The sequence below is a fragment of the Neorhizobium descurainiae genome (assembly GCF_051400715.1).
Classification (GTDB): Bacteria; Pseudomonadota; Alphaproteobacteria; order Rhizobiales; family Rhizobiaceae; genus Neorhizobium.
The window spans coordinates 41548-57240 of record NZ_JBLFFK010000010.1 but is presented as its reverse complement, the minus strand read 5'-3'; the positions used below and the strand labels follow the sequence as shown (position 1 = coordinate 57240).

Sequence of the window (15693 nt, the reverse complement as noted above, 5' to 3'; positions counted from 1 at the left end):
CCGGAAGGATAAGAATTATGCTTGAGATCAAGAACCTGCACGCACGCATCGCCGAAGACGGCACCGAGATCATCCGCGGCCTGGACCTCACCGTGAAGCCCGGCGAGATCGCCGCCATTATGGGCCCGAACGGTTCCGGCAAGTCCACGCTTTCCTACATCCTCTCCGGCCGCGAGGATTACGAAGTCACCGAAGGCGACATCCTCTACAACGGCGAGAGCATTCTGGAACTCGATCCGGCCGAGCGCGCCGCCAAGGGCATTTTCCTCGCTTTCCAGTATCCGGTCGAAATCCCGGGCGTCGCCACCATGCAGTTCCTCAAGGTTGCGATGAACGAGCAGCGCAAGGCGCGCGGCGAGGCGGAACTGACGACGCCGGACTTCATCCGCCGCGTCAAGGACGCCGCCGAGAAGCTGAAGATCGACCAAGCCATGCTGCGCCGTCCGCTGAACGTCGGGTTCTCCGGCGGCGAGAAGAAACGCGCGGAAATCCTGCAGATGGCGCTCCTGGAGCCCAAGCTTTGCGTGCTCGACGAGACTGATTCCGGTCTCGACATCGACGCGCTGAAGATCGTCGCCGACGGCGTCAACGCGCTGAAGTCGCCGGACCGCGCCACGATCGTCATCACCCACTATCAGCGCCTGCTCGACTATATCGTGCCGGACAGCGTGCACGTCCTCTACAAGGGCCGGATCATCCGCTCCGGCGACAAGGCGCTGGCGCTTGAACTGGAGGAGAACGGCTATGCTGACATCATCGGGGAAGCGGCGTAAGCGCTGAGGAAGGATGTTGTCATGAACATGCAGACGACAATGCGTCTTACGGCTGCCGAAACCGCTTTGGTCGAGGCCTTCGGTGCCCAGTTCGGCGAACTGCCGGGCGACGGCGCGGTAGCGGGCAAGCGCGACCGGCTTCTGGACGATTTGAAGAAGGCCGGCCTTCCGACCCGCCGCATCGAGGCTTGGCACTACACGGACCTCAAGAACCTGCTGCGCACCGTTCCGGATCCGGCCTCGGTATCGGCGCTCGATCCCATCGCGCCGGTCGTAGAGGGTTCGAAGGTTCTTTCTGTCCTGCAGGGCGAAGTCGCTGCCAAGCCTTCGATCGAAGGCTTGGATGTCGCGGCCTTCAGGGAAAGGCTCGCCGACGGTTCGGCCGCTGCCGGCCTGACGGCGCTCGACAGGGACGATGCGATCGGCCGCATCAACGGCAGCTTCGTGCGTGACGGCTTTGCGATCACGGTTCCCGCCAATACGGAACTGGAAGAGCCGCTGGAACTGCAGGCGCTGCATGCGGCCGGCCAGATCCATACGCGCTTTCCGGTCTCCTTCGGAGCCTCCTCAAAGGCGACGATCATCGAGCGTCACCGTGCCGTGACCGAAGGCGCCGCGCTTGTGTCCTCGATCAGCGACATCGCGCTGGAAGACGGTGCGGAAGTCACCTGGATCATCCTGCAGCAGCAGGGCGCGGCCGACACCCATCTTGGCCAGATCCGCGTCGAGCTTGGCGCAAACGCAAAGCTCAGGCTCTTTGTCGTCAATGCCGGCGGCAAGCTGGTGCGCCAGGAGTTGCGCATCAACGTGGAAGGCGAGGGTGCCGAACTGACGCTGCGCGGCGTCAACCTGCTCGGCGGCGAAAGCCATACGGACCTCACCTTGGTGCTTGGGCACAACGTGCCGCATACCAATTCGACGGAGATCGTTCGCAACGTCGTGTTCGACAAGGCCAGCGGCGTCTTCCAAGGGATGATCCGGGTCGCACCCGATGCCCAGAAGACCGATGCGAAGATGTCGTGCAACACGCTGCTGCTCACCGATGACGGGGATTTCTCGGCGAAGCCGGAGCTCGAAATCTTCGCCGACGACGTGGTCTGCGGCCACGGTGCGACGGTCACCGATATCGATCGCAACCATCTCTTCTACATGATGGCGCGCGGCGTTCCGGAGAACAAGGCGCGTGCGATGCTTGTCAACGCCTTCGTGGCGGAGATCGTCGAGGAACTCGAGGACGAAAAGCTGGTCGAGGCGCTGGAAGGCGTCATCTCGGCTTGGCTTGAAAGGCATGCCTGATCATGGACCAGAGTACTCCAGCGATGACCTATGACGTGGAAGCCATTCGGCGGGATTTTCCGATCCTGTCGATCATGGTGCATGGCAAGCCGCTGGTGTACCTGGACAACGGCGCCTCGGCGCAGAAGCCGCAGGTGGTGATCGACGCGATCAGCCACGCCTATTCGAGCGAATATGCGAACGTGCATCGCGGCCTGCATTTCCTGTCGAATGCCGCGACCGAGGCCTACGAAGCGGCCCGCGAAAAGGTGCGCCGCTTCCTGAATGCCGGCTCGGTGGACGAGATCGTCTTCACCAAGAACTCCACGGAAGCGATCAATACGGTTGCCTATGGCTGGGGCATGCCGAAGATCGGCGAAGGCGACGAAATCGTCGTGACGATCATGGAGCATCACTCCAACATCGTGCCCTGGCATTTCATCCGTGAGCGGCAGGGGGCGAAGCTCGTCTGGGTGCCAGTCGACGACGAAGGCGCCTTCCATATCGAGGATTTCGAGAAATCCCTGACCGAGAAGACGAAGCTCGTCGCGGTCACCCATATGTCGAATGCGCTCGGCACGATCGTCCCGGTGAAGGAGGTCTGCCGTATCGCGCATGAGCGCGGCATTCCGGTTCTGATCGACGGCAGCCAGGGCGCCGTACACATGCCGGTGGACGTCCGCGACATCGATTGCGACTGGTACGTCATGACCGGCCACAAGCTCTACGGCCCTTCGGGCATCGGCGTGCTGTACGGCAAGATGGATCGCCTCAAGGAGATGCGGCCGTTCCAGGGCGGCGGCGAGATGATCTTCGAGGTGACCGAGGACAACGTCACCTACAACGATCCGCCGCATCGTTTCGAAGCCGGCACGCCGCCGATCGTGCAGGCGATCGGGCTGGGCTATGCCTTGGACTACATGGACGAGATCGGCCGGGCGGCGATCGCCCGCCATGAGGCCGACCTCGCGGCCTATGCGGCCGAGCGTCTCAGGGCGATCAATTCGCTGCGCATCATCGGTAATGCGCCCGGCAAGGGCGGCATCTTCTCCTTCGAACTCGCCGGCATCCATGCCCATGACGTTTCGATGGTGATCGACCGCAAGGGGGTCGCGGTTCGCGCCGGCACGCATTGCGCCATGCCGCTCTTGAAACGCTTCGGCGTGACCTCCACATGCCGGGCATCCTTCGGCATGTACAATACCCGCGCCGAAGTGGACGCGCTTGCCGATGCGCTGGAATATGCGCGCAATTTCTTTGCCTGAGGAAGCTTGTGATGGCTGTCGACGAAACGGAACCGAAGTGGGACGCCCGCGAAGGGATCATCCAATCCGCCATTCCGGCCGACGAGCTGGCGCGGCTTTCCGACGATATCGTCGCCGCGTTGAAGACGGTCTATGACCCGGAAATCCCGGCGGATATTTTCGAACTCGGTCTCGTCTACAAGATCGACATCGAAGATGACCGCATGGTCAAGATCGTCATGACGCTGACCGCGCCGGGTTGCCCCGTCGCCGGGGAAATGCCGGGTTGGGTTGAAAACGCCGTCGGCGCCGTCGAAGGTGTTTCCGGCGTCGAGGTCGAGATGACGTTCGACCCGCCGTGGACCCCTGACCGCATGTCGGAAGAGGCCCAGGTCGCCGTCGGCTGGTACTAGTTGGTATTGATCCGTTTACGGACGGATACTACATTGATTCCGATAACACCGGGCCTTGAACCCGGCTGTGGAAGGAGAATGAGCCCATGGGCTTCGCAATTATGACGATGACCGATGCTGCGGCGACGCGCGTCAAGCAGATCGTGGCCAGTTCCGGGCCGGACGCCAAGGGCCTTCGTGTCGGGATCAAGAAGGGCGGCTGCGCCGGTATGGAATATACGGTCGATCTCGTCACCGAACCCAATGCCAAGGACGACCTGGTCGAGTTTAACGGTGCCAAGGTCTGGGTCGAGCCCTCGGCGGTTCTCTACCTTCTCGGCACGCAGATGGATTTCGAAGTCACGCAGATGCGATCCGGCTTCACCTTCGTCAATCCGAACCAGACATCCGCCTGCGGTTGCGGCGAATCGGTCGAACTGAAGCCCGCGGACCTCGCCGCACTTGCCAAACAGCGGGAAGCGGAAGTCCGCGTCTGACATCGACTATGGTCGTCATCCTCAGGCTTGTCCCGAGGATCTAAGCCATTCAACATATTAGGCCGTTGCAGATCCTCGGGACAAGCCCGAGGATGACGTGCCAAAATGTCAGCCTCTCGTCCCGCTTGCTTACTCACTCATGCCGCAGCGCTTCGATCGGGTTGAGCTGCGCTGCCCGGCGGGCCGGGAAATACCCGAAGACCATGCCGATCGCTGCTGAAAAAGCGAAGGCCAGCAGGATGATCGTCGGGCTCGCCACGAAGGGCACTTGCAGGTAGCTGACCACGCCGAATGCGAGCGTAAGCCCCGCGATGATGCCGGTCACGCCGCCGAAGATCGACAGCATCACGGCCTCGACGAGGAACTGGGTGAGCACCTGGCGTTCCAGCGCGCCGATCGCCAGCCTAATGCCGATCTCGCGCGTACGTTCGGTCACCGATACGAGCATGATGTTCATGATGCCTATGCCGCCGACGAGCAGGCTGACGGCGGCGACCGCGCCGAGCAGGCCGGTAAGCAGAACGGTAGTGCCGGTCATCGCGGCAGCGATCTGCGACATGTCGTTGACCGAGAAATCGTCCTCGCGGCCGATCGCTATGCGACGGCGCTCGCGCAGCAGGCTTTCGACATCGGATTGAACCTTGGCCGTCGCCACGCCATCCTGTGCCGAAAGAATGATGCTGCTGATCGTCGTCGTGCCGCCGATCCGCCGCTGGTGCAGTTTCAGCGGCATGATGACCGTGTCGTCCTGGTCGTCCCCCATACCGGACTGGCCCTTGACGGCGAGCACGCCGACGACCGGACAGGCGACATTGCTGACGCGGATGTTCTGGCCGACCGGATTGGCGGAGCCGAAGAGTTCCCGGCGCACGGTTTCACCGATGACGCAGGCGGCCTGGCTGCCGCGATCCTCGTTCGGCAGGAAGCTGCGGCCGAGCGACAGGTCCCAGTCCTGGGCGATCAGATAGTCGTTGGTCGTGCCGATCACGCTGGTGGAATGGTTGGCGCCGCCGGCGATGACGGTCGCCGTGCCGCGATTCACCGGGGCCACGGCCCGGAGGCCGCTCACCTGTTCCTGGATCGCCAGGATATCCTTGTCGTTGAAGCGCTTCGCCTCGGTGCTCGCCCGTCCGGGACCCCACTGGCCGGGGCGCACGAAAAGCGTGTTGGTGCCGAGCCGCGAGAGCTCCGCCTGGACGCGGGCCGTCGTGCCGTTACCGACCGTCACCATGGCGATCACAGCCGCAACGCCGATGACGACGCCGAGCACGGTCAGGAAGGAGCGCAGCATGTTGCGGCTGATGGCACGCCAAGCGAGTTTTGCCGTCTCAAAGAACATGGTCCGGTTCCTTCACCTGGCTGTGGTCGGAGGCGAGGCGGCCGTCGACGAAGCGCAGAAGGCGTTTGCCATAGGCGGCGATATCCTCCTCATGGGTCACCATGATCACGGTGATGCCGTTCTCGCGGTTGAGCCTGGTGATCAGCTCCATGATCTCGATGCTGGTCCTGGTGTCGAGATTGCCGGTCGGTTCGTCGGCAAGCAGCACGGCGGGATCGGTGACGATGGCGCGGGCGATCGCCACGCGCTGCTGCTGGCCGCCGGAAAGTTCCTGCGTCGTATGACCCTCGCGGCCCTTCAGCCCCACCTGTTCCAGAGCGGCAAGCGCGCGCCGGCGGCGTTCCTTGTGGTCCATGCCGCGATAGACGAGCGGCAGTTCGACATTCTCGACGGCGGAGGTGCGGGCGAGCAGGTTGAACCCCTGGAAGACGAAGCCCAGCATATGCCGGCGAAGCAGGGTGAGCTGCGAACGGTCGAAGCTGCTCGTCGGAATGCCCTGGAACAGGTATTCGCCGGAGGAGGGCACGTCGAGTCCGCCGATGATGTTCATGGCGGTCGATTTGCCGGATCCCGATGGTCCCATGATCGACACGAATTCGCCCGGCGCGATGGAAAGGTCGATATGGTCGAGCGCCCGGATCGTCGCTTCGCCGCGGCCGTAGAATTTCGAGACCTGCCTGAACGTGATGAGGGGAGGGAGCGTCACGGCGTCTCCTCTCAACTGGCCCGCGCGACGGCATCCGTGATCAGGAGATCGCCTTCCTTGATCTCCCCGGATTTCAGCACCGTGAACTGCCCGTCGGTCGGACCGGTCTCGACCTGCACGCGTTGCGGAACGCCGTTGCGCAGCACCCAGACGGCGCGCCCGGCAGCCGCAGCCTCGCCACCGCGATTGCCGCGCGGGCGCGGCGGGGCGAAAAGCCGGGTCAGGAAATTGCCGCGGCTGCGCGCCGTCACCGGCGGCGAATAACGAAGCGCCGCGTTCGGCACGAGGAGCGAATCGGAGACGGATTGCACCGTGATGTCGGCCGTCGCCGTCATGCCGGGACGCAGGAGAAGGTCGGCATTGTCGACGGTCAGGATCGCCTTGTAGGTGACGACGTTGGACACCGTCTCGGAAGCGAAACGCACCGCTTCGATTTTCGCGGGGAAGCTGCGGTCGGGATAGGCGTCGACGGAGAATTTCGCCGTCTGGCCCTCCTGCACCTGGCCGACATCCGCCTCGTCGACGGCGACCTGCAGCTCCATGCGCCTCAGATCGCCGGCAATGGTGAAGAGCACCGGCGCGTTGAGCGAGGAGGCGACCGTTGCGCCGGGATCCACGTCGCGGGTCAGAACGATGCCTTCGATCGGCGAGACGATCTTCAATTTCGAGAGATTGACTTCCGCAAGCCGCAGATTGGCTTCCGCGGAGAGCACCGAGGCCTCGTTGATCGCCTTGGTGGCAAGCGCGGAATCATAGGCATATTTCGCCGCGTCGAGTTCCTGCTGGCTGGAGATGCGGTTGCTGACGAGGCCCGTCAGCCGGTCGAGGGTGTTTTTGGCCGAAGCGGCTTCCGCTTCCGCCTTGAGAACGTTTGCCCTTGCGGAAGCAAGCTGGGCGCGGGCGCTCTGGACGTCGGCCTCCTGCTTGTTCGTATCGAGTTCGGCCAGCACGTCGCCCTGGTCGACCGCGCTGTTATAGGTGACGTTGACCTTGCGTACCGTGCCGGAAAGCTCGCTCGATATATCCACCTGATCGGTCGGCTGGACCGAGCCGGTCGCGGTGACGATGACCGAAAGGTCGCCCTGCTTCGCCGGCTGCGTGGTATAGTCGTAGCGCGGTCCGCTATTCCCGAAATAGGTATAGGCGCCAACGGCGACAACCGCGAGAACGATGAGAACGATCGGCCAGAAGAACCAGCGGCGCTTGTGGCGCCGGCTACCTGAGGCCGCCAGGATCGCGGCGAGATCGGGCGTGGCGCTCGTCTTTTCTGCCGGGTCCGGTGTCTTCTGCACGTTCAAGGTCGCGTCCCTTTCTGGATGCTGCTGCAGCCGGCGGCTCCATGCGCCCGTTCCGCCGTCATGCCGCGCAAATCGGCCGGAAGCATGGTCGATGCGCGGATTTCTCTATGCTCTCAATGACATGAAACACGTGTAGGAGATACTTAAATATCGGTAAGGTGGTGCTGATGTTTTGGAACGCAAAGGTCTGCCGTCTGCTTTAAAGCCAGCATGCATCGATATCTCCACTCACGCGTTGTCGCAGCGCAAGGAAGGAGATTTCCGATGATTGATGCTGGAAGAATCAAGGAACATGCCGAGGTGATCGGCGCCGATGGCGTCCATGTCGGGACCGTCGACCGCGTCGAAGGCGGCCGGATAAAACTGACGAAGAGGGATAGCGGTGAGGGCAGCCATATGGGCCATCATCACTTCATCCCGCTCGATCTCGTCGCGGATATCGAAGGGGACACGGTACGGCTGTCGGCCGATGGCGATGTGGCGGTCTCGTTCGAAGAGGAAGAGGGCGGCAAGTCCGTCCATTGAAACGGAAGCCGGCGTCGTAAGGCGCCGGCTTTCGCGATTTTCACGACATTGATCCATGAGGTCATTGGGTCGAGCTTGGAACGCCGAAGCGTTCCGGCAGGAAGGCGGTTTCCGACGGCGGCCCGCTGAGGCGGTCGGTTTTTGCGGCCACGGCCGGGCTTGCCGGATGCATAAGAAGGGCGGCCACGAGGCCGCCCGCGATCGCCGATCCCAAGGCGATCAGGGCGTTTCGGAAGTTCATGGCAATCACTCCTTATTGCCTTGGAACGTCCACGAAATCAGAAGGTTCCAGCCGGCATCGGAACCGTTGGATCAACCTCTCGTGAGTGGTCAGGCCTTTTCGCGCGCCGCCTTGAGGGCCGCCGCCCACCAGGAAAGATCGTCGAGCATGGTTTTTACGCCCGGTTCGAGATGGGTGAGTTCGGTCAGGTTCTTTTCCTGCTGCCACACCGCGAAGAAATCGGCGCCCTGAATGTGGACACCCGGACGGGTCGGCACCATCTGCAGCTCCACGGCGATGTTGCGGAGATGCTCCACCGCACGGGCGCCACCGACGCTGCCGTAACCGACGGCAGCCGCCGGCTTGCGGTTCCATTCGTTGTAGGAATAGTCGAGGGCGTTTTTCAGCACCGCCGTGATCGAGCGATTGTATTCGGCGACGATGAAGATGTAGCCGTCGAATTCCGCGACCTTCTTCTGCCAGCGCCGGCCCACTTCGTTCTCGGTCGGAACCCAGGCGTTGGAAGCCTTTTCGTTGAAGAAGGGCAGCGGAAAGTCGCGCAGGTCGACGATCTCGAATTCCATGTCGTCGCGCTGCGACGCCGTATCGTAGATCCACCTGGCGGGTTTTTCGCCGAAGCGGACATCGCGCGTGCTGGTGATGATGATCGCAATCTTGGGCTTGGCCATGAAATCTCTCGTTTCGGAAAATGATCTTGGGTGGACGGGGGAAATATGGTCGAAGGGCAGGAATGGTCAAGCCGTCGAGAAAGCTTGCGTTAGGCGACCGGCCTCAGCGCGACCATGGTTCCAAGCCCTAGTTCTTCGCCGAAAGCTCCGCCGGCGACGCCAGTATGTCGGCGTCGCCGAGTGACTGATCGTTGTATTTGAAGGCCAGGATGCTGAGCACCGAGAAAACGAGAATGACAAAAATAATTCGCATCAAAAACTCCTTCGGCCATACTAACGGCGTCGATAGTCGAAGGTTCCGGTGCGGGTTACTCCAGAAAAAGTCGTCCGTAACAAGTTTTTCGGACGGTATTGCTTCCGCGTCCTCCGGCTCTCATTTGCAGGAGCGTCCGCATCGGCGCTGTCGAATCAGAGATTCCGGCAGCGCCGATGCGCAAAGACTATTCAGGCCGCTCAGCCGACGGAGAAGGGGACGGCCACGAAGGTCTGGTTGTCGCCGCGCTGGATGAGAAGCAGGACCGATTTCCTGCCCGCCCTGCCGGCTTCCGCAACGGCTGTCTTGGCCTCGCCGGCGGATCTGACGGGCCGCTGATTGACGGAGACGATGACGTCTCCGGGCTGCAGACCCGCATCGGCGCCCGGATTGTCGGGGGTCACGCTTTCGATCACCGCGCCGCTTTCCCGTCGCGGCAGATTGAGCGCCTGGCGGATGTCGGGCGTGAGATCGGCAAGGCCGACGCCGATCGTCGGGATACGCTGCGCGGCCGGACTGGATTTTTCGGCGCTGTCGGCGGAGGCTTGGCTCCGGTCGTCCTGATTGCCGCCGATGGTGATGTTCAGTTCCCTGCTTTGTCCCTGGCGCCAAACGGCAAGGCTTTCCCTGGCGCCGGGCGCGAGGTCGGCGACCATGCGCGACAGGTCTCTCGGCGACTTGACCGCCTGACCGCCAAGGGCGGTAATGACGTCGCCCGTCTCGATGCCCGCACGGGCGGCAGGCGCATCCGCGCTGACCTTGGCGACCAGCGCGCCTTCCGGCCTGCCGAGGCCGATCGCGCCTGCGACATCGGCGGTGACCGGCTGGATTTGCACGCCGATGAAGCCATGTTCGATCGAGCCGTCCTTCATCAGCTTGGCGACGACCTTCTGGGCCTGGTCGGAGGGGATGGCGAAGCCGACGCCGACGCTGCCGCCGTTCGGCGAATAGATCGCGGTGTTGATACCGACCACCTTGCCCTGGAGATCGACCAGCGGGCCGCCCGAATTGCCGTGATTGATCGGCGCATCGATCTGGATGAAGTCGTCATAGGGACCGCTGTGCAAGTCGCGGCCGCGGGCCGAGACGATGCCGGCGGTGATGGTCGTGCCGATGCCGAAGGGATTGCCGATCGCAAGGATCTGATCGCCTGCATTGAGCTTGTCGGAATCGCCCCAGGCAATGGTGGCGAGCGTCTTGGGCGCGCTGATTTTGATGATGGCGAGATCGGATTTCGCATCGGCGCCGACGAGTTTTGCGGGCAGTTCAGAACCATCGTCCAGGGTTACCCGGATGCTTGTCGCATTGTCGATCACATGGTTGTTGGTGACGATATAGCCGTCGGAAGTGATGACGAAACCGGAGCCGAGGGCTTCGGCGCGTTCTGCCGGCCGTTGCGGCATCTGGCGAGGGATCGGAATGCCCTGCTGGCCGAAGAACTGCCGGAACTGTTCGTCGAAGGGCGTATCGTCTCCGAAGGGCGAGCTGTCGTCGGAACTGACGTTCTGCGCCTTCATCGTGGTGGTGATGGTGACGACGGCCGGCTTGTCGGCCGAAACGACCGGTGCGAAGGAGCCGCTCGGAGCGGCGATGCCCGGGATGGGTGGCGTGTCGGTTGCGGCATGGGCGGCACTGGTGCCCAGGACGACGGGCATCGCAAGCGGAACGGCGACGACGGCTGCACCGAGAAGTGCTGCAATACGATGTTTGCGGAGGATATTGGACACGAGGATCTTCCTTTCATCTATCAGACCCCGATGCGCCGGACTTCGACGTCAGGGCAAAAGGGAGCGGGCTGCGGAGAGTGTCCGCAGTCGATCGGCATTCGCTTGGGTTGGCGGGCGAGGAGCGAGCGGGTCTTGCCCTTTGAAGGTCGGCTTAGCCGGGCGAATGCCGTGGCAATGCTGACGGTCGATGGTCTATCGGAATAAACGAGCGCATCGGCGCGCCTCCGACTGTGATCTGAGATGTTTCGTCGGGCTGTCTCATACCGTCGCGTCGCAGCATGTCCTGCCGCCGGCGATATTCAGCCTCGATGTGAAATTACGCTCTCAATCCATGGCAGTCAGCTTAACAATAAATAAGGTTCCAATCCGGAGGCTTGCCGAATTTCCGACCAAATCTTGACGTCCAGGTCTGTAGGCTTGAGAAAGAACAATCATATTTCAAAAGGTTAGATCATCCGCGCCTACCGGAGCGCACCCGAGGTTTGCTCGGCAAGAACCTGACTTATTTGTAAGAATGACGCTTCGCGACGAAGATGAAGAATTCTTAAGGTGGTGAGAACGCAGGGATTCGAACCCTGGACCTACTGATTAAAAGTCAGTTGCTCTACCGGCTGAGCTACGCTCTCCCGCGGCCGCGCCGGAGCGCGTCCCTGAAAGTGCGCGGAACATATGCAGGCGACACCTTGCGGTCAACCCGCAAAAACAGCAAAAATGCGGCGTCTTGACGCTTTTCCTGGGTTGAAGCGAAAAGGTGATTGGCATTCGCAGCCCCGGGCCATTACCTGAGGCGAAAACGCGGGCGCCGAAAAGCCCGTCAATCGGAGCCACACGTGTCGATTGCCGAAATATCCCTTCTGAGCGCGCTTCTTGCCGGCGCCCTGTCGTTCCTCTCCCCCTGCGTGCTGCCGCTCGTGCCGCCCTATCTCTGTTACATGGCGGGCATTTCGGTCGATCAGTTCCGCGGCGGTGGCGATGCGGTGGTCGCCGAATCGGCAAACGGCACCCGCAAGGCCGTGCTGATGTCGGCGCTCTTCTTCACGCTCGGTTTCGCGACGGTCTTCGTGGCGCTCGGCGCCGGAGCCTCGACGATCGGTGTGCTGCTCCGCCAGCATCTCGATCTACTCTCCAAGATCGGCGGCCTGATCATCATCGTCATGGGCCTGAATTTTCTGGGCGTGTTCCGGATCGGCCTTCTGGCGCGGGAGGCGCGTTTCCAGGGCGGCGGGCAGCCCGCGACACTTTCCGGCGCCTATATCATGGGCCTTGCCTTCGCCTTCGGCTGGACGCCCTGCATCGGGCCGGTGCTCGGGGCAATTCTCGGTGTGGCCGCATCGCGCGATACGGTGGGCGAGGGGGCGACGCTGCTCGCCATCTACTCGCTGGGGCTCGCCGTGCCCTTCTGGATCGCCGCCGGCTTTTCCGGCACCTTCATGCGCTTCCTCACACGCTTTCGCCGTCATCTCGGCATGGTCGAGAAGATCATGGGCGTTTTCCTGATCCTGACCGGCCTTGCCTTCATCTTCGGCTTCGTCAGTTCCGTGGCGATCTGGTTCCAGCAGACCTTTCCAATCCTGATGCAAATCGGCTAACGGGAAGGCTCCTTCCAACGCGGCCCGGCTTCGGGCAGGGGAATGATGGCCGATATCATCGCATTGCTGCTGCCCTTCTTCGGGCTGATCTTCATTGGTTATCTCGCCGCCAAAGTCATCAAACAGCCCGCCGAGGCGCTCGGCTGGATGAATACCTTCATCATCTACGCCGCCCTTCCGGCACTTTTCTTCAAGCTCGTGTCGCGCACGCCGGTGGAGCAGCTGACACGGGTCGATTTCATCTTCGGCGAGATCGGCGCGACCTATCTGATCTTCCTCGTCCTCTTCCTGATCGGCTTCTTCATTCGCCGCAACTCGTTTGAAGACTGCACCATCCAGTCCTTCGCAGGTGCGTATGGCAATATCGGCTATATGGGGCCGGGTCTGGCGCTGCTCGCCTTCGGCGAAGCGGCAGCCGTACCGGTGGCGCTGATCGTCTGCTTCGAGAACGCCGCGCATTTCGTCGTCGCGCCGGCGATGATGGCGATTGCCGGCGGCGACAAGCGCCCGCCTTTGCAGGTCATTGCCGATATTGTCCGGAAAGTAGTGCTCCACCCCTTCATCATCTCGACGGCGCTCGGCTTCTGCTTCGCCGCCTTCTCCGTCCAGCCGCCGGAGGCTTTCCAACGGCTGGTCGATTATCTGGCCCAGGCCGCCGCCCCCTGCGCGCTCTTCGCCATGGGAGTCACGCTGGCGCTCCGGCCCATCAAGCGCGTGCCGGTGGAGATCGGCTATATCGCGGTCTTCAAGCTGATCGTCCTGCCGATGACCACCTACACGGTGCTTTCGTTGATCGGCAATTTCGATCCGGTCTGGATCTATTCGGCAATGCTGCTCTCGGCGCTGCCGACGGCAACCAATGTCTTCGTCATCAGCCAGCAATACGGTGTCTGGCAGGAAAGGGCCTCGGCCAGCATCCTGATCATCACCGTCGCCTCGGTGCTGACGCTACCGGGCATGCTTTACCTCATTCATTCCGGGATATTACCGCCGGACCTCGTTCCGTAACCGCAAGGCGTCGATGACGGCGCGGAAGCCGCGGCCCGGCTCGATCCCCTCGCGCATCAATAGGTTGCGGAGCGGCGGCGCATTGGTGAGAATGTGCAGCCCCGCCGCCCGCAGCATCTGCACAGGCAGGAAATCCGAAAGCAGCGAGCGGTTCAGAAGATCGACGCCGAAGGTGCGGCTCATTACGTCCGGACGGCGGCGGCGGTTGAAGCGCTCGCCGGCGTCAGCCGGGATCGGACGGTCGCCCGTGGCAGTGAGCAGTTCCGTGAGCGCGATGATATCGCGAAGCGAAAGGTTGAGGCCCTGCGCGCCGATCGGCGGAAAGGCGTGCGCGGCCTCGCCGATCAGCGCGAGCCGTCCCTTGCCGAATCGGTCGGCCATCAGGCTGGAGAGCGGCCACACCTGTGGCGCGCCCTCGACGGTCACCTTGCCGAGCGTCGATTGCATCCGGTCCTCGACGGCTCGGGACAATTCCGCAGCGGGCAGTTCGACAAGGCGCTGCGCCTCCTGCGGCTTGACAACCCAGACGAGGCTGGATCGTAAACCCGGCAAGGGAACCTGCGTGAACGGTCCGGTTTCGGTGTGGAATTCGGTCGAGACATTGCCGTGCGGCAGCGTATGGGAAAAGTTGAGCACCAGCGCCGACTGCGGATAAGACCAGCGGCGCACGCCGATCCCGGCCGCCTCGCGGGTCTTCGACTTCCGGCCGTCGGCGCCGATGACGAAATCGGCGGTGATCGTCGATCCATCCGAAAGCGTGACGGCGACGCGCTCGGCGGAATAATCCAGCGTCCCGACGCTTTGTTCCATTTTCGTGATGTTGGGTTCGGCCGAGACGGCGGCATCCAGCGTCCCGGAGAGTGCCCGGTTCGGGATGTTGTAGCCGAAGGCATAGAGCCCGACATCCATGGCGCGGAACTGCGCCGCCGGCGCGCGCAGCAACCGCTTGGTGCCGTCGATGATCTGCATGATGGAAAGGGGCGCCGCCGACGGCGCAATGCCTTCCCATACGCCCAGCCGCTCCAGGAAGCGGATCGACTGGTCCATCAACGCCGTCGTGCGCTCGTCGACTTTTCCGGATGCGGGGGCGATGAGCGCCACCTTGCGGCCGGCGCGCGCCAGCGCCAGGGCCGCGACCGATCCGGCGAGCCCTCCGCCTACCACGGCGATTTCGAGATGCTGCATGTCCGTCGTCCTGCTTGAAAATGTCCGTGACGGATTAACTAGAACTTCAGCGCGCTGATATCCATGGGGCATCGCGGCGCAGCATGGAAAAAGCAAGGCTTTACCTCGGTGGAAGGGGTCAAGCCGGTTGCAAAGCATGCCGATTGGCCGCATACGTCGAGGGGTGAGCGAAAGGCGGGACTGACGCGTGATCAGGCGAATCTTCAACTACCGGAACGTCCCCTATGCGGAAATCCGCGCCTTTTCCGTTCATCTCCTGACGGCCTCAGGTTCCTTTCTTGCCTTCCTCGGCGTTGTCGCGGCAGCCGAGCATCGTTTCGTCGACATGTTCTGGTGGCTCGGCCTGGCGCTGCTCGTCGACGGTATCGACGGCCCGATCGCCCGCAAGGTGCGGGTCAAGGAAGTCCTGCCGAACTGGTCCGGCGATACGCTCGACAACATCATCGACTATGTCACCTATGTGCTGTTGCCGGCTTTCGCGCTCTACCAGAGCGGCATGATCGGCGAACCGTGGTCGTTCATTGCCGCTGGTGCGATCGTCGTCTCCAGCGCCGTCTATTACGCGGACATGGGCATGAAGACGGACGAGTATTTCTTCTCCGGCTTCCCGGTCGTCTGGAACATGGTGATCTTCACGCTCTTCGTCATCGATGCCAGTGCAACGACCGCGATGATCCTCGTGTCCATCTCCGTCGTCCTCACGTTCCTGCCGATCAATTTCCTGCACCCGGTTCGCGTCAAGCGGCTGAGGCCGCTCAACCTCGCCATATGCCTCATCTGGTGCGCGCTGGGCGGCTATTCGCTTCTCCTGCATTTCGGCACCCCCGACTGGGTCATCTGGGGGGTGGTCGCCAGCGGGATCTATCTGTATTGCATCGGCGGCGTGCTGCAGCTCTTCCCCGATCTCGGAAAATAGTTGGACCTTGTTTTCCGCCTCGTGTTTCATGTTGTGCGCAGCAACAAAAACGGTATC

General features: G+C 62.4%; 17 protein-coding genes and 1 tRNA gene. 9 read left to right on the top strand and 9 right to left on the bottom strand.

Going from position 1 to position 15693, the window contains the following annotated elements:
• Positions 1–17 precede the first annotated feature (17 nt).
• The 5 genes from sufC (at position 18) to sufA (ending at position 4181) form a co-directional block, all read left to right on the top strand.
• Positions 18–773: a Fe-S cluster assembly ATPase SufC gene (gene sufC, locus ACMGE0_RS18070; protein WP_436817261.1), complete on the top strand. Its 756-nt coding sequence runs from the start codon at positions 18–20 to the stop codon at positions 771–773.
• A 21-nt stretch (positions 774–794) separates the two neighbouring features.
• Positions 795–2069: a Fe-S cluster assembly protein SufD gene (gene sufD, locus ACMGE0_RS18065; RefSeq protein ID WP_436817260.1), complete on the top strand. Its 1275-nt coding sequence runs from the start codon at positions 795–797 to the stop codon at positions 2067–2069.
• Between the two features lie 2 nt (positions 2070–2071).
• Entirely contained in the window at positions 2072–3313 is a 1242-nt protein-coding gene (locus tag ACMGE0_RS18060) for a cysteine desulfurase (protein WP_436817259.1), read from the top strand.
• A gap of 11 nt (positions 3314–3324) precedes the next feature.
• The gene (locus ACMGE0_RS18055) at positions 3325–3705 is read left to right on the top strand and encodes an SUF system Fe-S cluster assembly protein (RefSeq protein ID WP_085424385.1); all 381 of its coding nucleotides are present in this window, start codon (positions 3325–3327) and stop codon (positions 3703–3705) included.
• Between the two features lie 86 nt (positions 3706–3791).
• On the top strand, positions 3792–4181 hold the full coding sequence (gene sufA / locus ACMGE0_RS18050) for a Fe-S cluster assembly scaffold SufA (protein ID WP_436817258.1): 390 nt from the start codon (positions 3792–3794) through the stop codon (positions 4179–4181).
• 133 nt (positions 4182–4314) lie between these two features.
• Here the strand turns inward: sufA and ACMGE0_RS18045 are convergent, their stop codons facing one another.
• The 3 genes from ACMGE0_RS18045 to ACMGE0_RS18035 are packed head-to-tail and all read right to left on the bottom strand — an operon-like array spanning position 4315 to position 7524.
• Complete coding sequence (locus tag ACMGE0_RS18045) at positions 4315–5520, bottom strand: ABC transporter permease (RefSeq protein ID WP_436817257.1); 1206 nt, start codon at positions 5518–5520, stop codon at positions 4315–4317.
• Complete coding sequence (locus ACMGE0_RS18040; RefSeq protein ID WP_436817256.1) at positions 5510–6226, bottom strand: ABC transporter ATP-binding protein; 717 nt, start codon at positions 6224–6226, stop codon at positions 5510–5512. The genes ACMGE0_RS18045 and ACMGE0_RS18040 overlap by 11 nt, the downstream gene beginning before the upstream one ends.
• 11 nt (positions 6227–6237) lie before the next feature.
• The gene (locus tag ACMGE0_RS18035; RefSeq protein ID WP_436817255.1) at positions 6238–7524 is read right to left on the bottom strand and encodes an efflux RND transporter periplasmic adaptor subunit; all 1287 of its coding nucleotides are present in this window, start codon (positions 7522–7524) and stop codon (positions 6238–6240) included.
• Positions 7525–7788: 264 nt separating this feature from the next.
• On the opposite strand from ACMGE0_RS18035, the gene ACMGE0_RS18030 reads away from it, so the two are divergent.
• Positions 7789–8049, top strand: coding sequence for a DUF2171 domain-containing protein (locus ACMGE0_RS18030; RefSeq protein WP_436817254.1), 261 nt, complete (start codon positions 7789–7791; stop codon positions 8047–8049).
• Between the two features lie 61 nt (positions 8050–8110).
• Here the strand turns inward: ACMGE0_RS18030 and ACMGE0_RS18025 are convergent, their stop codons facing one another.
• From ACMGE0_RS18025 to ACMGE0_RS18005, 5 genes are all read right to left on the bottom strand, one after another.
• A complete protein-coding gene (locus ACMGE0_RS18025; RefSeq protein WP_436817253.1) occupies positions 8111–8290 on the bottom strand; it encodes a hypothetical protein in 180 nt (59 codons plus the stop codon).
• An 89-nt stretch (positions 8291–8379) separates the two neighbouring features.
• Positions 8380–8958: an NADPH-dependent FMN reductase gene (locus ACMGE0_RS18020; RefSeq protein ID WP_436817252.1), complete on the bottom strand. Its 579-nt coding sequence runs from the start codon at positions 8956–8958 to the stop codon at positions 8380–8382.
• Between the two features lie 127 nt (positions 8959–9085).
• Complete coding sequence (locus ACMGE0_RS18015; protein ID WP_436817251.1) at positions 9086–9211, bottom strand: hypothetical protein; 126 nt, start codon at positions 9209–9211, stop codon at positions 9086–9088.
• Positions 9212–9411: 200 nt separating this feature from the next.
• The gene (locus tag ACMGE0_RS18010; RefSeq protein ID WP_436817250.1) at positions 9412–10938 is read right to left on the bottom strand and encodes a DegQ family serine endoprotease; all 1527 of its coding nucleotides are present in this window, start codon (positions 10936–10938) and stop codon (positions 9412–9414) included.
• Positions 10939–11488: 550 nt separating this feature from the next.
• Positions 11489–11564, bottom strand: a tRNA-Lys gene (locus tag ACMGE0_RS18005).
• 204 nt (positions 11565–11768) lie between these two features.
• On the opposite strand from ACMGE0_RS18005, the gene ACMGE0_RS18000 reads away from it, so the two are divergent.
• Both ACMGE0_RS18000 and ACMGE0_RS17995 read left to right on the top strand, forming a co-directional pair.
• Positions 11769–12527, top strand: coding sequence for a cytochrome c biogenesis CcdA family protein (locus ACMGE0_RS18000; RefSeq protein WP_436817249.1), 759 nt, complete (start codon positions 11769–11771; stop codon positions 12525–12527).
• A 45-nt stretch (positions 12528–12572) separates the two neighbouring features.
• On the top strand, positions 12573–13535 hold the full coding sequence (locus ACMGE0_RS17995) for an AEC family transporter (protein WP_436817383.1): 963 nt from the start codon (positions 12573–12575) through the stop codon (positions 13533–13535).
• Here ACMGE0_RS17995 and ACMGE0_RS17990 read toward each other — a convergent pair.
• Entirely contained in the window at positions 13512–14720 is a 1209-nt protein-coding gene (locus ACMGE0_RS17990; protein ID WP_436817248.1) for a UbiH/UbiF family hydroxylase, read from the bottom strand. The genes ACMGE0_RS17995 and ACMGE0_RS17990 overlap by 24 nt on opposite strands.
• A 187-nt stretch (positions 14721–14907) precedes the next feature.
• On the opposite strand from ACMGE0_RS17990, the gene pcsA reads away from it, so the two are divergent.
• Positions 14908–15636: a phosphatidylcholine synthase gene (gene pcsA, locus ACMGE0_RS17985; RefSeq protein ID WP_436817247.1), complete on the top strand. Its 729-nt coding sequence runs from the start codon at positions 14908–14910 to the stop codon at positions 15634–15636.
• The last annotated feature ends 57 nt before the right edge of the window (positions 15637–15693 follow it).

What these genes read in the sequence shown, in the direction of transcription:
- sufC (WP_436817261.1), top strand. Translation starts at nt 18, where the DNA reads ATGCTTGAGATCAAGAACCTGCACGCACGCATCGCCGAAGACGGCACC.
- sufD (WP_436817260.1), top strand. Translation starts at nt 795, where the DNA reads ATGAACATGCAGACGACAATGCGTCTTACGGCTGCCGAAACCGCTTTG.
- ACMGE0_RS18060 (WP_436817259.1), top strand. Translation starts at nt 2,072, where the DNA reads ATGGACCAGAGTACTCCAGCGATGACCTATGACGTGGAAGCCATTCGG.
- ACMGE0_RS18055 (WP_085424385.1), top strand. Translation starts at nt 3,325, where the DNA reads ATGGCTGTCGACGAAACGGAACCGAAGTGGGACGCCCGCGAAGGGATC.
- sufA (WP_436817258.1), top strand. Translation starts at nt 3,792, where the DNA reads ATGGGCTTCGCAATTATGACGATGACCGATGCTGCGGCGACGCGCGTC.
- ACMGE0_RS18045 (WP_436817257.1), bottom strand. Translation starts at nt 5,520, where the DNA reads ATGTTCTTTGAGACGGCAAAACTCGCTTGGCGTGCCATCAGCCGCAAC.
- ACMGE0_RS18030 (WP_436817254.1), top strand. Translation starts at nt 7,789, where the DNA reads ATGATTGATGCTGGAAGAATCAAGGAACATGCCGAGGTGATCGGCGCC.
- ACMGE0_RS18025 (WP_436817253.1), bottom strand. Translation starts at nt 8,290, where the DNA reads ATGAACTTCCGAAACGCCCTGATCGCCTTGGGATCGGCGATCGCGGGC.
- ACMGE0_RS18020 (WP_436817252.1), bottom strand. Translation starts at nt 8,958, where the DNA reads ATGGCCAAGCCCAAGATTGCGATCATCATCACCAGCACGCGCGATGTC.
- ACMGE0_RS18015 (WP_436817251.1), bottom strand. Translation starts at nt 9,211, where the DNA reads ATGCGAATTATTTTTGTCATTCTCGTTTTCTCGGTGCTCAGCATCCTG.
- ACMGE0_RS17995 (WP_436817383.1), top strand. Translation starts at nt 12,573, where the DNA reads ATGGCCGATATCATCGCATTGCTGCTGCCCTTCTTCGGGCTGATCTTC.
- ACMGE0_RS17990 (WP_436817248.1), bottom strand. Translation starts at nt 14,720, where the DNA reads ATGCAGCATCTCGAAATCGCCGTGGTAGGCGGAGGGCTCGCCGGATCG.